Genomic DNA, 14,026 nt, shown 5'->3' with positions numbered 1-14,026 from the left:
CCAGATGAAAAATCGTACGTTTCGCAGTGCCGCAATGGCCGTCTCGGCCGCCGCCATTTCGATCAGCCTGGCCGCATGCGGCTCCAGCGGCCCGGCAGGTACTGCCGCAAGTGCAGACTCGGCCTCAATGTGGGGGCTGACCGGCGGCAACCAGCCCGTCCTGCAGAAATCCGTCACAGATTGGAACTCGGCCCACCCGGATTCGTCCATCAAGCTGGATTTCTTCGCGAACGACGCCTACAAGACCAAGGTGCGTACCGCCGTCGGCGCCGGCCAGGGCCCCACCTTCATCTACGGCTGGGGCGGCGGCGTGCTGAAGTCCTACGTGGACGCCGGGCAGGTGGATGATCTCTCCGGGTTCCTGAAGGACAACCCTGGGGTCAAGGACCGCTACCTTCCGGCGGTACTGAAGAACGGCGTTATCGACGGCAAGACCTACGCCTTGCCCAACAACAACGTGCAGCCTGTGGTGCTGTACTTCAACAAGGACGTTTTCGCCAAGGTGGGTGCCGAGGCTCCCAAGACCTGGGACGAGCTGATGGCACTGGTGCCAAAATTCAAGGACGCCGGCATTGCCCCGTTCTCGCTCGGCGGCCAGTCCAGGTGGCCGGGCCTGATGTGGCTGGAGTATCTCGTGGAACGCATCGGCGGCCCGGACGTCTTCGCCAACATCGCGGCCAACAAGCCAAACGCGTGGTCCGACCCCGCCGTCACCGAGGCGCTGGCCAAGATCCAGCAGCTCGTGGACGCCGGTGGCTTCGCCAACGGTTTCTCGTCCATTGCAGCGGACAGCAACGCAGACCAGGCTCTGCTGTACACCGGCAAGGCAGCGATGATCCTCCAGGGCGGCTGGATCTACCAGAGCATGAAGAAAGACGCCGCCGACTTCGTCAAGAGCGGCAAGCTCGGTTTCACCACGTTCCCCACGGTCTCCGGCGGCAAGGGAGACCCGGCCAACGTGGTGGGCAACCCCTCCAACTTCTGGTCCGTCTCCTCGAAGGCCACCGAAGGCCAGAAGAAAGCCGCCCTCGAATACGTGAAGGACGGCATGTTCTCTGACAGCAACATCCAGGGTCTCATCGACTCCGGGGCCGTGCCTGTAGTCAAGGGCATCGAGAGCAAACTCGCAGCCTCCCCGGACAAGGACTTCCTGTCCTACGTGTACGGCATGGCAAAGAACGCCCCGAGTTTCACGCTCTCCTGGGACCAAGCCCTCAGCCCGGCGCAGGGTGACGCCATGCTGGCAAACCTGGACCAGATCTTCCTGAAGAAAATCACCCCGGAGCAGTTCGTCGCCACGATGAACGCCACGATCGGTAAGTAGTCCAGTGTCCACCACATCCGGTTCCTCCCGACGGGCCCTTCAGCCGGGCCCGTCGGGGTGGCTGGCCGCGCCAGCCCTTGCCTTCTTTCTGCTATTCGCCATCATTCCGCTGATCGGCGTCTTGTTCCTGAGCTTCACCTCCTGGGACGGCCTGGGCGAGATCAAGCTGGACGGGTTGTCCAGCTGGACCACCGTCCTGACCGACCCGGTCACCGGAAATGCCCTGCTGGTGACGGCGAAGATCATGTTCTTTTCGTTCATCGTCCAGGCTCCGATCAGCCTGCTCCTTGGGGTCTTCACCGCCGGGGGCCAGAAGTACCGCGCGGCCTTGGCAGTCCTCTACTTCGTGCCGTTGCTGCTGTCCTCGGCCGCCGTCGCCATCGCCTACAAAGCCCTCTTGGATCCCAACTTCGGCCTGGGCGCCGGGCTCGGCATACCGGCTTTGTCCCAGGACTGGCTGGGCAATTCGGACCTGGTGCTGTTCGTCGTCGTCTTCGTGATCGCCTGGCAGTTTGTGCCGTTCCACACCCTGATCTACCAAGGCGGCGTGCGCCAGATCCCCACGTCGCTCTACGAGGCCGCGCAGATCGACGGTGCCGGACGGGTCCAGCAGTTCTTCAACATCACCCTGCCCCAGCTGAAGTACACCATCATCACCTCCTCCACGCTCATGGTGGTCGGATCGCTGGCGTACTTTGACCTCGTCTTCGTCCTCACGGGCGGCGGTCCCGGCTACGCCACGCGGCTGCTCCCGCTGCACATGTACCTCACCGGGTTCAAGGCCAATGACATGGGCGCCGCGAGTGCCCTTGGCGTCATCCTCATCGTGATCGGCCTGGCACTCGCCCTGTTGCTGCAGAGACTCGGCGGAAAGAACCGCAACGCAAGCCAATTGGAAGGTGCCTGATGGCTTCCCTGACCCAACTCCCCGTCCCGCCCTCCGCCCCCGCCCGCCCCGGCGTCAGTTCCCCTCCGCGGACCAGGGGACCGGGACGGACCCGCCCCAATTTCCTGGGCGGCCTCGGCGGCTGGCTCTGGCTGGCCATCATCATCGTCCCCGTCTACTACGTAGTAGTGACCAGCCTGAAGAACCAGGCAGGGTTCTTCACGTCCAACCCGATGATGCCACCAACTGAGCCCACTCTGGACAATTACAAACTGGTGGTCGAGAACGACTTCGCCCGGTATTTCGCCAACAGCCTCATCGTCACGGTGGGCAGTACTATCCCGGCACTGCTGGTGTCCTTCATGGCAGCCTATGCGATCGTCCGCGGCCAGAGCCGGTTCCTGAACTGGACGAACAGCCTGTTCCTGCTGGGCCTGGCCATCCCGCTGCACGCCACGATCATCCCTATCTACTGGATGATCACGCGCGCCCATCTGTACGACACCCTGCTGGCCCTGATCCTGCCCTCCGTCGCCTTCGCCATCCCGATCTCCGTGCTGATCCTGTCCAACTTCATGCGGGACGTGCCCAACGAACTCTTCGAGTCCATGCGGCTGGATGGCTGCTCCGACTGGGCCATGATGTGGCGCCTGGCGCTGCCCATGACCAAACCCGCCGTCATCACAGTCGGCATCTACAACGCGCTCGGAGTGTGGAACGGCTTCCTGTTCCCGCTGATCCTGACGCAGAGTCCGGAGACCCGGGTGCTGCCGCTGTCACTGTGGACGTTCCAGGGCGAATTCAGTGTCAACATCCCGGCCGTCCTGGCCGCTGTCGTGCTCGCCACGCTGCCGCTGCTGGTGGTCTACGTGATCGCCCGGCGCCAGCTGCTCAGCGGCCTCACTGCAGGCTTCAGCAAATAGTCCGCCGCCCCAGGGCGCCGCACCGACTTCCACTCCTCTCGAAAGGATTACCGATGACTGACCCTAGGAGCCTGCGCGTGGGCATGGTGGGCCACGCGTTCATGGGGGCCGCCCATTCCCACGCCTGGCGGACCGCGCCGCGGTTCTTTGACCTGCCGCTCCGGCCGGAACTGACCGCGGTCGCGGGCCGGAACGAGGGCGGCGTGCGGGCCGCGGCGGCGAAGATGGGCTGGGCGTCCTATGAGACGGACTGGCGGGCGCTGATCGAGCGGGACGACATCGACCTGATCGACATCTGTACCCCGGGCAACACCCACGCCGAGATCGCGATCGCCGCGCTCGAGGCCGGCAAGCATGTCTTGTGCGAGAAGCCGCTAGCCAACTCGGTGGCCGAGGCCGAACGGATGACCGCGGCCGCGGAGGCCGCGGCGGCCCGGGGCGTGTACTCGATGTGCGGCTTCAGCTACCGCCGCACCCCGGCCCTGGCCCTGGCCCGGCGGATGGTCGCGGAGGGCCGGCTCGGGCAGATCCGGCACGTGCGGGCCCAGTACCTGCAGGACTGGCTTTCCGACGCGGACGCGCCCCTGACCTGGCGGCTGGACAAGTCCAAGTCCGGTTCCGGCTCGCTCGGTGACATCGGGGCCCACAGCATCGACGCCGCCCAGTGGATCACCGGACGGAACATCACTGGCGTTTCGGCCCTGCTGGAGACCTTCGTCAAAGACCGCCCCGTCGCCGGGGACCTCGTGGGCTTAGGCGGGCACGGCGCCACCGGCGCCGACACCGTGCGCGGGCCGGTCAGCGTGGACGACGCCGCCATCTTCAGCGCCCGCTTCGCCGGCGACGGACCCGCCAACGGAAACGGCGCCGGACCCATCGGCGTGTTCGAAGCCACCCGCTTCGCCCTGGGACGGAAGAACGCCATGCGCCTGGAACTCAACGGCACCACGGGCTCGCTGGCCTTCGACTTCGAAGACATGAACGCCCTGTCCTTCTACGACGCCGCTGACGGCCCCGATGCCGGCTTCCGCAAGATCCAGGTCACCGAACCCGAACACCCCTACACCGGGAACTGGTGGCCCACCGGGCACCCGATCGGCTACGAACACCTCTTCACCCACCAGGCGGTCGACCTCATTAACTCGATCGCCAGGCACCACCCCCCGGCACCGTCCTTCGCCGACGCCCTCCAGGTCCAAAAAGTCCTCGCCGCCATCGAGGCCAGCGCCGCCGCCAACAGCCATTGGGAACACGTCTAAGAGGAATCACGATGACACGCCCAATCATTGTCCTCGCTGCCTGCTGAGCCGGCCGCGGCCAATACACATCAAAGACAGAGGAACCTCCATGACAAACGACCACAAAACCGCCCTCGTGGTGCGCGGCGGCTGGGACGGGCACCAGCCCGTTGAGGCCACCGAGGAATTCATCCCGTACCTGAAAGCCAACGGCTACCAGGTACGGGTGGAGGAATCGCCCAAGATCTATGCCGACGCCGAATACCTGGCCGGCGTGGACCTGATTATGCAGTGCATGACCATGTCCACCATCGAAAAGGACGAGTTCGAGGGGCTCCAGGCCGCCGTCGAGAACGGCACCGGCCTCGCCGGCTGGCACGGCGGCATCGCGGACTCCTACCGCAACACCTCGGACTACCTGCACCTGATCGGCGGCCAGTTTGCCTGCCACCCGGGCAAACACCCCGATGAGCGGACGGGCGGGCAACCCGACAACTACGTCCCCTACACGGTCAACATGCTCCCTGCGGCCGCGGAGCATCCAATCACCGCCGGCCTCGGCGACTTCGACCTGGTCACCGAACAATACTGGGTCCTGGCCGACGACTACATCGACGTCTTGGCCACCACCACCCAGAAAGTCCGGGAATGGGACCCCTGGCACCGGGAAGTCACCTCGCCCGCTATCTGGACCCGGCGATGGGGAAAAGGCAAGATCTTCGTTTGCACCCCGGGACACCGAGTTGAAATTCTCCAGGACAAGAACGTCCGCACCATCATCGAAAGGGGCCTGCTGTGGGCAAGCCGTTAGACACAGAGCAGCCAACAAACGTTGGAATCATCGGCTGCGGAGCCATCATCGCCCAGTATCTGGCGAACTTCCGCCGGCTCCGGGACACCAACCTCGTCGCCGTCGCAGACCTGGACCCTGCCCGGGCGCAGGCAGTCGCCGACTCGTACGACGGCGTCCGGGCGCTCACGGTGGATGCGCTCCTGGCGGCCGACGACGTCGAGCTCGTTCTGAACCTGACCATCCCGGCGGCCCACGCCGAGGTGGCCCTGCTCGCGATTGCCGCCGGCAAATCCGTGTACGGTGAAAAGCCCCTCGCGGCTACGACGGCGGAGGCCCGGCAAGTGCTGGACGCTGCGCGGAAGGCGGGCGTCGCGGTCGGCTGCGCCCCTGACACCGTGCTCGGCACCGGGATCCAGACTGCCCGGAAGGCAATCGACGACGGTCTGATCGGCAGGCCGATCTCCGCGACCGCCACCATGGTCACGCCCGGTCATGAGCGCTGGCACCCGAACCCGGACTTCTACTACCAGCCAGGCGGCGGGCCGCTGCTGGACATGGGCCCGTACTACGTCTCGGCCTTGGTCACGTTGCTCGGACCGGTGGTCTCGGTGATCGGCGCCGCCAGCCACACGCGCGACGAGCGGACCATCGGCTCTGGCCCGCGCGAGGGCCAGAGGGTGCCCGTGGCGATCGATACCCACGTCACCGGCGTCCTGGTCCATGCCTCGGGGGCCTTGTCCACGCTGGTGATGAGCTTCGACGCCGTGAAGACCAGGAGCCCGAACATCGAAATCCATGGCGAGCACGGTTCCCTTGTGGTTCCGGATCCGAACCACTTTGACGGCGACGTGCAGCTCTTCGTCCTCGGCGCGGGGGACTGGGAGACCCTTCCGGTCTCCGCCGGCTACACGGACGCGGGGCGCGGCTTCGGCGTCGCGGACCTCATCCGCACCCCGGCCGGCCAGGAGCCGAGGGCGGGAGGTGCCCTGGCTTTTCACGCCCTGGAAGTGATGGAGTCCGTGCTTGAGTCGGCGCACACGGGAACGCCTGTCCGGATTGGCAGCACCGTGTCGCGCCCCGAGCCGGTCGCGCTGACCGCCATCGCTGAAGCTCCCCTGGCGATCACCTCGTAGCGGCCCCTCGGCTGTGCCCTCCTAGCCGTTCCCGGCCGAAATCGCCGGAAACCTGCCCAGTCGCCGGAACGTTCCGGCGAGCCCGCAGGTTTCCGGCGAATTCGCGTGCGAGGGGCGGGGTGGGGTCGGGGAGGAGCGTCAGTCCGTGGCGGCCTGATCGGCGTCGAACCCGGCCAGGAGGCGCCGCGAGGCCGTGTCCATGTGGGAGCGCATGGCTGCCGTAACCGCGGCCTCGTCCCGCGATGCCAGGGCGTGGAAGATCTCCCGGTGCTCGGCCAGGGCCGCGGCCGCGTGCCCTTCATCGGTCAAGGCGCGGTCTACCCAGATGCGCAGCAGCGAGCGGATGCTCTGCAGCAGTTCCTGCAGGACCTGGTTGCCGGAGGCGGCGGCGATTTCGCGGTGGAAGGCGGCGTCGGCCTCCACGAACGTCGCGAGGTCGTCGAGGCTGTGCTCCATGGTGGCCAGATTTCCGCGCATCCGGTCCAAGGCGCCGTCGGTAATCCGCTGGGCCGCGAGCTGGCCGGCCTGAACCTCGAGTCCCCCGCGTAGCTCCACGAGTTCGCGGGTGCGCGGGGCGCCCAACATGAGGCCCCAGCTCAGCGTGCGGGGGAGGAGCTCGGAAATTCCGTCGCGCAGGTAGGTCCCGGAACCCGGGCGGACGATCACAATCCCGAGGATCTCCAGCGCGGCGAGGGCCTCGCGGACCGCCGACCGCCCCACCCCCAGCGATGCGGCGAGCTGGCGCTCGGCCGGCAGGCGGGTACCGACGGCGATCTCGCCGCTCGTGAAGTAGCCCAGCAGCCGTTCGGCGACTTCGGAGACAACCGATCCTTGCTCCATGGAACCGAGCGCGGCACTGATTTTGGCCGTGGAAGCGGCGGAATTAACGGACACCTTCCCAGCGTAACAACCAGGACAAGCGCAACCGCGCAGACTTTGGCCTCAGAAATAAACATGTCAACCGGTTGACCAATTTGGGGTCGGCGCTTTATGGTTTTAATCACACGCTTAGTACCGGCCCCGCCAGCCTTCCCGAACTAGGCACTGAGACCCATCCCAAGGCATCCGTCGCAGGCCGCCGCCGGGAGACCAACATCTAGGAGTCAATGTGGACACCACACAATCGGTGGTCGAAAGATCTGCAATCAAGAAGGTGGCATACCGGCTCGTGCCGTTTGTCGCCCTCATGTTCTTTATCAACTACCTGGACCGGACGGCTATCGCCTTTGCCGGCCCCAACGGCATGAACTCCGATCTGGGCCTCTCGGCGGCCCAGTTCGGCTTCGCGTCCGGGGTCTTCTTCATTGGCTACATCCTGCTTGAAGTTCCCAGCAATCTGGCCCTGCACAGGTTCGGCGCCCGCCGCTGGCTCTCCCGCATCATGGTCAGCTGGGGCATCGTCTCCCTGCTGTTCGTCTGGGTCAGCAGCGTGGAGGGGCTCTATATTCTGCGCTTCGCCCTGGGTGTGGCCGAAGCCGGCTTCTTCCCCGGCGCCATTCTCTTCCTGAGCCTGTGGGTCCCGTCCCGCCACCGCAGCAAGATCCTGGCCCTGTTCTACTTGGCCCAGCCGCTGACCACGGTCATCGGTGCACCACTTGCCGGTTGGCTCATTGCGCAGGAGGGCCTCTTCGGCCTCGACGGCTGGCGCGTGATGTACCTCGGCGTATCGGTTCCGGCCATCATCGTCGGCATCATCGCCTGGTTCTACCTCGCCGATTCCCCGGCCAAGGCCAAGTGGCTCAACCCGGAGGAAAAGACGTGGCTGACCAACGCCCTGGAGACGGAAAAGAAGGAAACAGCGGCGAGCCACAAGCACGTCAGCGCCCGCACCGTCTTCTCCAACGGCAGGGTCTGGATGCTGTCCGCCATCTACTTCGGCTTCATTTACGGACTCTATGCGTTGGCGTTCTTCCTGCCCACCATCATCGCCGGCTTCGAAAGCCTCTACGGCAGCAAGTTCGATGTGCTCCAAAAGGGCCTCATCACGGCCATCCCGTACGTGTTCGCGGCCTTTGCCCTGTACTTCTGGTCCAAGGACGCCACGAAGCGCGGCGTCAAGACGTGGCACATCGCCTTGCCGGCCCTCATCGGCGGCCTGAGCGTCCCGCTGGCCCTGTTTGCCGGCTCGCCGGCCGCGACCATCGCCGTCATCACCGTCACGGCCATGGCCATCTTCGCCGCACTGCCCAACTTCTGGACCGTTCCCACCCAGTTCCTCACCGGAGCGGCGGCCGCAGCCGGCATCGCCCTGATCAACACCGTGGGCAACCTGGCCGGCTTCAGCGCAGGCTTCGTTACCGGCTGGCTCAAGGACTGGACCGGCGGCTACACCGTCCCGATGTTCGTCGTCGGCGGCCTCATGCTCCTTTCCGCCGTCCTCATGGTGCTGCTGAGCCGCTCCGGCAAGATCAGCGAAGGCGTACCCGCTGAAGCCCTTGATCCCACGGGGGCCGGACACCACGCCGAGCCGTAACAGACCCGGGGGCGTCCCCCTCACCCGGGGACGTCCCCGCACCAATCCGCGCCGGCAGGCGCACGCAGGCCCGCCGCAGACATGTCCGCCGGCACCAGCCGGCGTCCCAAGACCGATTCCCCCCAGCTAGCCTCTATATATTCCGGGAGACACCGCATGACCCGCCTGTTCAATGAACCTTCAGCCTTCGCTGACGAGATGATCGAGGGCTTCGTTGCCTCCCACAGCCGCTGGGTCAAGCGCGTCTCCGGTGGTGTGGTCCGCAACACCCGCAGCACATCCGGCACCCCTGCCCTGGTGATCGGCGGCGGCTCCGGACACTACCCCGCGTTTGCCGGACTCGTGGGCCAGGGCCTGGCCCACGGCGCCGCGATGGGCAACCTGTTCGCTTCCCCGTCCGCCCAGCAGATCTACAACGTGGCGAAGGCCGCCAACAACGGCGGCGGCGTGCTGCTGGGGTACGGCAACTACGCCGGTGACGTCCTGCACTTCAACCAGGCCCAGGGCCGGCTCCGCAAGGAGGGAATCGACTGCCGGAGCATCGCTGTTACGGACGACGTCTCCTCCGCACCGCCGGCCGAACGCGCCAAGCGCAGGGGCATCGCCGGCGACCTGACGGTGTTCAAGGTGGCCGCCGCGGCCGCGGAAGCCGGCTACACCATGGACGCCACGCTGGAAATCGCCGAACGCGCCAACCACCGCACCCGCTCCTTCGGTGTTGCCTTCAGCGGGTGCACCCTGCCCGGCGCCGACCACCCGCTCTTCTCCGTCCCCGAGGGCCGCATGGCCGTCGGGATGGGCATCCACGGCGAACCCGGCATCGGGGAAACGGACATCCCGACGGCGGACGAACTCGCCGAGCTGCTGGTCAGCAGCCTCCTGGCAGAGATTCCCGACGGCGTCGAGGACGGCGTCGCTTCCGGTGAAGCACGGCGCGTCGTCCCCATCCTCAACGGCCTGGGCAGCGTCAAGTACGAGGAACTCTTCGTGGTCTACCGCCGCGTCGCCCAGCTCCTCGCCGAGGCCGGCCTGGACGCCGTGGACCCGCAGGTGGGCGAACTGGTCACCAGCTTCGACATGGCAGGCACCTCCCTGACCCTGTTCTGGCTCGACGACGAACTCGAATCCCTCTGGCACGCGCCCGCCGACGCCCCGGCCTTCCGCCGCGGCGCCGTGACCGCCGAGGCCCTCGAGACCACCGAATTCGCCGACCTCGCCGAGGTCGAAGCGCCGATCCCGGCAGCTTCCGACGAATCCCGTGCCGGGGCCCTGCGGGTACTGGCCGCACTCGGCGCCGCAAAGGACGTGGTGGACGCCAACGCCGAGGAGCTCGGCAGGATTGACGCGATCGCCGGCGACGGCGACCACGGCATCGGCATGGAACGCGGAATCGGGGCTGCTGTCACCGCCGCCGCCGACGCCGTCGCCCGCGGTGCGGGAGCCGCCACCACCCTCCGCCTCGCAGGTGACGCCTGGGCCGACAAAGCCGGCGGCACCTCCGGCGCGCTGTGGGGCATGGCCCTGCACGCCGTCGGAGACGCCCTGGGCGACTCCAAGGCTCCCGACGCCGGCGCTGTCGCCGACGGCGTGGCCGCCGCGGCCGCCGCGATCATGGACTTCGGCAAGGCCAAGCCCGGGGACAAGACCCTGGTGGACGTCCTGGTCCCGTTCCGTGACGCCCTCAGCACCGGTGTCAGCACCGGAGAGTCCCTCACGCAGGCCTGGGGTGCGGCGGCAGGGCTTGCCGAACAGGCGGCCGAAGACACCGCCCAGCTGCTGCCGCTCATGGGGCGCGCCCGCCCGCATGCCGAGAAGAGCCTAGGCACCCCCGATGCCGGCGCCGTCTCCATGGCGCTGATCGTACGGGCCATTCACCACACTCTCCTCGAAAAAACAGTCGAGGAAACAACAGTTAAGGAAAACGCATGAGCGCCAAACTGCGCCTGGTCATCGGAGCCGACGACGCTGGATTCGACTACAAGGAGGCCCTGAAAGCCGATCTCGAGGCCAGTGACCTCGTCGAATCCGTCACCGACGTCGGAGTGGATGCCACCAGCCACACTCCCTACCCCTCCGTGGCCATCGCGGCTGCCGAACTGATCGCCGCCGGCGAGGCGGACCGTGCCCTGCTGGTCTGCGGCACCGGACTCGGCGTCGCGATCGCCGCGAATAAGGTCCCCGGGATCCGAGCCGTTACGGCCCACGACAGCTACTCCGTGGAGCGTTCGATCCTGAGCAACAACGCCCAGGTTCTCACCTTCGGCCAGCGCGTCGTCGGCCTGGAGCTCGCCCGCCGGCTCGCCCGCGAATGGCTGACCTACACCTTCGACGAATCCTCCGCCTCGGCCGAAAAAGTCACACTAATTAAGGACTACGAGGGTGTCACTTCCTGCTAAGACAGCAACAAAACCGCAGGCAATCATCGGCGTCAGCCTGAAGATGTACTTCGGCTACGAACGCACGCTCGAATACTGCCGCGAGGTGGCCACCATCGCTTTCGCGCATCCGGCGGTCCAGAGCGGCGACATCGAGCTGTTCGTGCTGCCCACCCTGCCTGTCCTGCCCGAAGCTGCCCGCATCCTCGGGACCGCCGGGGCAGCCGCCGGAGCCCAGGACATCTTCTGGGAAGACGAAGGCGCGTACACCGGGGAGGTTGGCGGCAAGACCGTTGCTGAACTCGGCGGCCGCTACGCAGAGGTGGGCCACGCGGAACGGCGCCGGATCTTTGGCGAAGATGACAGGATAATCGGCCTCAAGACCGCCGCCGCCTACCGCAACGGGCTCACCCCGGTGCTCTGCGTGGGTGAGCTGCAGCCCGGTTCCGTGGAGGAAGCCATCCGGACCTGCTCGGCGGACATCGACGCCGCGCTCAACCGGGCACGGTCCCTGGGGCCGGCAGCGCGAACCATTGTGGCCTACGAACCGCAGTGGGCCATCGGCGCCCCGGAACCGGCCACGCCGGAGTACATCAGCGCCGTCAGTGCCGGCCTGGACGCGCACCTGCGTTCCCTGCCGGGCCAGGCCGACAGCCGGGTCATCTATGGCGGAAGCGCCGGCCCGGGTCTGATCGGCCGGCTCGACGATGCCGTCGCCGGGCTGTTCCTGGGCCGTTTCGCCCACGACCCGAAGGCCCTGAAGTCCATTTTGGACGAGACCGCCGAACGGCTGGGCCTGCTGTCCGGAAGGGCGGCAGCATGAGCACCATCGGCCAGGGCTCTGGGAACCGTTCAAGGATCGGATCTGGTTCAAGAATTGGCTTGAGCAGCTACGCCTTCTTCTGGCAGCTCTCGGAGAAGGTTTCGGAGCCCATCAGCCTCCACGAGGCACTGGAGCGCACCGCGGACCTGGGCGTGGACCTGTTCCAGATCTGCGACTACGCACCGCTCGAAGCCATGAGCGAAGCGGAACTGAAAGACATCCGGGCCACGGCTGACTCGCTGGGGATCGCGCTGGAACTGGGCACCAAAGGCATCCGGCCGGAACACCTCCGGAAGTTCCTGCGGATCGCCGGGATCCTGGGCGCGCCGCTCTTGCGGACCATGTTCAACGTCCCGGGCCACACCCCGACACCGGAAGAAGCCGTGGCGATCTTCAAGGACGTGCTGCCGGAGTTCGAGGCCGCCGGGGTGAGGATCGCGGTGGAAACCTACGAGCAAGTTCCGACGGCCCGGATCCTGGAGGTCATCCGCAGCGTCGGCAGCCCCTACCTGGGTATCTGCAGCGATCCCGCCAACACCGTGGCGGCGCTGGAGTCCCCGCGTGAGGTGATTGACGCCGTCGCGCCCTATGTCCTCAACATGCACATCAAAGACTTTGCGTTCAGCCGCAAGGAGGGGTGGGTCGGGTTCACATACTCCGGCGCTCCTCTCGGCGAGGGGCTTCTGGACTATGACTACATGGCCGGAAAGCTTCAGCCCAAAGAAAGAAACATCAACCAAATTGTCGAGCACTGGCTGCCGTGGCAGGACTCCGAAGAAGAGACCATCCGCCGCGAAAACCAGTGGACCCAGCAGAGCCTCGATTTCCTAAGGAGCAAGTGAAATGTCAGCAGAAAAATTGACCGTCGCCGTCATCGGGGCCGGAGGCAAAATGGGGCTGCGTGTTTCAGCCAACCTCCAGAAGAGCGCCCACACCGTTTTCTACAGCGAGAACTCGCCTGCCGGACAGGAGCGTGTTCGCGCCGAAGGACGGGAAATCAGCAGCACGGAGGACGCGATCAAGGACGCCGACGTCGTGATCCTCGCCGTCCCGGACACCGTACTGGGCGTCGTTTCCCAGGGCGTGGTCCCCCAGCTGAAGTCGGGCGCCATCCTGCTCACCCTGGACCCGGCCGCCGCCTACGCCGGCCTCCTGGCCAAGCGCGACGACGTCGTCCAGGCCGTGGCGCACCCGTGCCACCCGTCTGTGTTCCTGGAACGCACCACCAAGGAGGAATGGGCCGACACCTTCGGCGGACAGGGCGCCCCGCAGAACGTCGTCGCCGCAATCGACGAGAACGCCTCCGAGGCCGCCCGCGCCGCCGCCGAGGCGACCATCAAGGTCATCTACGCTCCCGTGATCGACGTCCACTGGGTCACCGTGAAGCAGCTCGCCATCCTCGAACCCACCCTCGTGGAGACCGTGGCCTGCATGATCGGCACCCTGCTCAAGGAAGCCCTGCACGAGACCGTGCACACCGCAGGCGTCCCGGAGGAGGCCGCCAAGGCCATGCTGTTCGGGCACGTCCAGATCGCCCTCACCAACGCCCTGCGTGGTTCCAACCCGTTCTCCGAGGCCTGCGAAATCGCCATCCAGTACGGCAAGGACACCATCATCAAGGACGACTGGAAGAAGATCTTCGACGACTCCGAGCTCGACTACGTGATCGCCAAGATGCTCAAGCTCGACGCCGTCAAGCGCTGAGTCATTCGACGCACCACTCCGGCGGGGCGGCATTCCACGTGAATGCCGCCCCGCTGCCGCATGACCCACAGCCGCCCCGCCGCGGCATGACCCACTGCAGACTGGCCCACAGCAGCGCACTCGCAACCCAGCCGCAGACCGACCACCGCAGATTGAACGGAACTACCTGATGACCACATTTACAGCCGCTCAGGACGCCGAGCCCGGCGTCGCCTCCGCCCACGAACTGTCATGGACCGAGTTGGATCAGCGTGCGGTGGACACGGTCCGGGTGCTGGCCGCGGATGCGGTGGAGAAGGTCGGGAACGGCCACCCCGGGACGGCGATGAGTCTGGCTCCGGCCGCGTACCTGTT

At 66.4% G+C, this 14,026-nt stretch carries 14 protein-coding genes; 13 read left to right on the top strand and 1 reads right to left on the bottom strand.

The annotated features are described in order from the left end of the window. Positions 1-4 precede the first annotated feature (4 nt). From ACFRJ8_RS22300 to ACFRJ8_RS22275, 6 genes are all read left to right on the top strand, one after another. Positions 5-1,324, top strand: a complete 1,320-nt coding sequence (locus tag ACFRJ8_RS22300) for an extracellular solute-binding protein (RefSeq protein ID WP_377988547.1) — start codon at positions 5-7, stop codon at positions 1,322-1,324. A gap of 4 nt (positions 1,325-1,328) precedes the next feature. Further along, positions 1,329-2,231, top strand: coding sequence for a carbohydrate ABC transporter permease (locus ACFRJ8_RS22295; protein ID WP_377988546.1), 903 nt, complete (start codon positions 1,329-1,331; stop codon positions 2,229-2,231). After that, entirely contained in the window at positions 2,231-3,133 is a 903-nt protein-coding gene (locus tag ACFRJ8_RS22290; RefSeq protein WP_377988545.1) for a carbohydrate ABC transporter permease, read from the top strand. The genes ACFRJ8_RS22295 and ACFRJ8_RS22290 overlap by 1 nt, the downstream gene beginning before the upstream one ends. Before the next feature lie 53 nt (positions 3,134-3,186). After that, positions 3,187-4,392 (top strand): Gfo/Idh/MocA family protein, encoded by a 1,206-nt coding sequence (locus ACFRJ8_RS22285; protein ID WP_377988544.1) that lies wholly within the window; start codon positions 3,187-3,189, stop codon positions 4,390-4,392. Positions 4,393-4,480: 88 nt separating this feature from the next. Continuing rightward, positions 4,481-5,182 carry a ThuA domain-containing protein gene (locus tag ACFRJ8_RS22280; RefSeq protein ID WP_377988543.1) on the top strand — a complete coding sequence of 234 codons (702 nt, stop codon included), beginning with the start codon at positions 4,481-4,483 and terminating at the stop codon, positions 5,180-5,182. Beyond that, positions 5,167-6,297, top strand: a complete 1,131-nt coding sequence (locus tag ACFRJ8_RS22275) for a Gfo/Idh/MocA family protein (protein ID WP_377988542.1) — start codon at positions 5,167-5,169, stop codon at positions 6,295-6,297. The genes ACFRJ8_RS22280 and ACFRJ8_RS22275 overlap by 16 nt, the downstream gene beginning before the upstream one ends. Positions 6,298-6,435: 138 nt before the next feature. Here the strand turns inward: ACFRJ8_RS22275 and ACFRJ8_RS22270 are convergent, their stop codons facing one another. Further along, complete coding sequence (locus ACFRJ8_RS22270; protein ID WP_377988541.1) at positions 6,436-7,191, bottom strand: FadR/GntR family transcriptional regulator; 756 nt, start codon at positions 7,189-7,191, stop codon at positions 6,436-6,438. 214 nt (positions 7,192-7,405) lie between these two features. On the opposite strand from ACFRJ8_RS22270, the gene ACFRJ8_RS22265 reads away from it, so the two are divergent. From ACFRJ8_RS22265 to ACFRJ8_RS22235, 7 genes are all read left to right on the top strand, one after another. After that, on the top strand, positions 7,406-8,770 hold the full coding sequence (locus ACFRJ8_RS22265; protein WP_377988540.1) for an MFS transporter: 1,365 nt from the start codon (positions 7,406-7,408) through the stop codon (positions 8,768-8,770). A 156-nt stretch (positions 8,771-8,926) separates the two neighbouring features. Then, complete coding sequence (locus tag ACFRJ8_RS22260) at positions 8,927-10,699, top strand: dihydroxyacetone kinase family protein (protein ID WP_377988539.1); 1,773 nt, start codon at positions 8,927-8,929, stop codon at positions 10,697-10,699. Next, the gene (locus ACFRJ8_RS22255) at positions 10,696-11,166 is read left to right on the top strand and encodes a ribose-5-phosphate isomerase (RefSeq protein ID WP_377988538.1); all 471 of its coding nucleotides are present in this window, start codon (positions 10,696-10,698) and stop codon (positions 11,164-11,166) included. The genes ACFRJ8_RS22260 and ACFRJ8_RS22255 overlap by 4 nt, the downstream gene beginning before the upstream one ends. Beyond that, positions 11,150-11,968 (top strand): triose-phosphate isomerase family protein, encoded by an 819-nt coding sequence (locus ACFRJ8_RS22250; protein WP_377988537.1) that lies wholly within the window; start codon positions 11,150-11,152, stop codon positions 11,966-11,968. The genes ACFRJ8_RS22255 and ACFRJ8_RS22250 overlap by 17 nt, the downstream gene beginning before the upstream one ends. Beyond that, positions 11,965-12,810, top strand: a complete 846-nt coding sequence (locus ACFRJ8_RS22245) for a sugar phosphate isomerase/epimerase family protein (protein ID WP_377988536.1) — start codon at positions 11,965-11,967, stop codon at positions 12,808-12,810. The genes ACFRJ8_RS22250 and ACFRJ8_RS22245 overlap by 4 nt, the downstream gene beginning before the upstream one ends. Position 12,811: 1 nt before the next feature. Beyond that, positions 12,812-13,672 (top strand): phosphogluconate dehydrogenase C-terminal domain-containing protein, encoded by an 861-nt coding sequence (locus ACFRJ8_RS22240; RefSeq protein WP_377988535.1) that lies wholly within the window; start codon positions 12,812-12,814, stop codon positions 13,670-13,672. Positions 13,673-13,841: 169 nt separating this feature from the next. Further along, positions 13,842-14,026 (top strand): hypothetical protein (locus tag ACFRJ8_RS22235; protein ID WP_377988534.1); only part of this gene is annotated, 185 nt, incomplete at its 3' end.

Origin of the sequence: Arthrobacter sp. NPDC056886 (assembly GCF_042788715.1) — a bacterium.
Lineage (GTDB): Bacteria > Actinomycetota > Actinomycetes > Actinomycetales > Micrococcaceae > Arthrobacter.
Note: the sequence above shows the minus strand (reverse complement) of the source record. Positions and strands in the feature narration are given on the sequence as shown.

Bases quoted from the DNA above. Each gene is read 5' to 3' on its own strand.
- ACFRJ8_RS22285 (WP_377988544.1), top strand. From the start codon at position 3,187: ATGACTGACCCTAGGAGCCTGCGCGTGGGCATGGTGGGCCACGCGTTC.
- ACFRJ8_RS22290 (WP_377988545.1), top strand. From the start codon at position 2,231: ATGGCTTCCCTGACCCAACTCCCCGTCCCGCCCTCCGCCCCCGCCCGC.
- ACFRJ8_RS22255 (WP_377988538.1), top strand. From the start codon at position 10,696: ATGAGCGCCAAACTGCGCCTGGTCATCGGAGCCGACGACGCTGGATTC.
- ACFRJ8_RS22260 (WP_377988539.1), top strand. From the start codon at position 8,927: ATGACCCGCCTGTTCAATGAACCTTCAGCCTTCGCTGACGAGATGATC.
- ACFRJ8_RS22240 (WP_377988535.1), top strand. From the start codon at position 12,812: ATGTCAGCAGAAAAATTGACCGTCGCCGTCATCGGGGCCGGAGGCAAA.
- ACFRJ8_RS22245 (WP_377988536.1), top strand. From the start codon at position 11,965: ATGAGCACCATCGGCCAGGGCTCTGGGAACCGTTCAAGGATCGGATCT.
- ACFRJ8_RS22300 (WP_377988547.1), top strand. From the start codon at position 5: ATGAAAAATCGTACGTTTCGCAGTGCCGCAATGGCCGTCTCGGCCGCC.
- ACFRJ8_RS22280 (WP_377988543.1), top strand. From the start codon at position 4,481: ATGACAAACGACCACAAAACCGCCCTCGTGGTGCGCGGCGGCTGGGAC.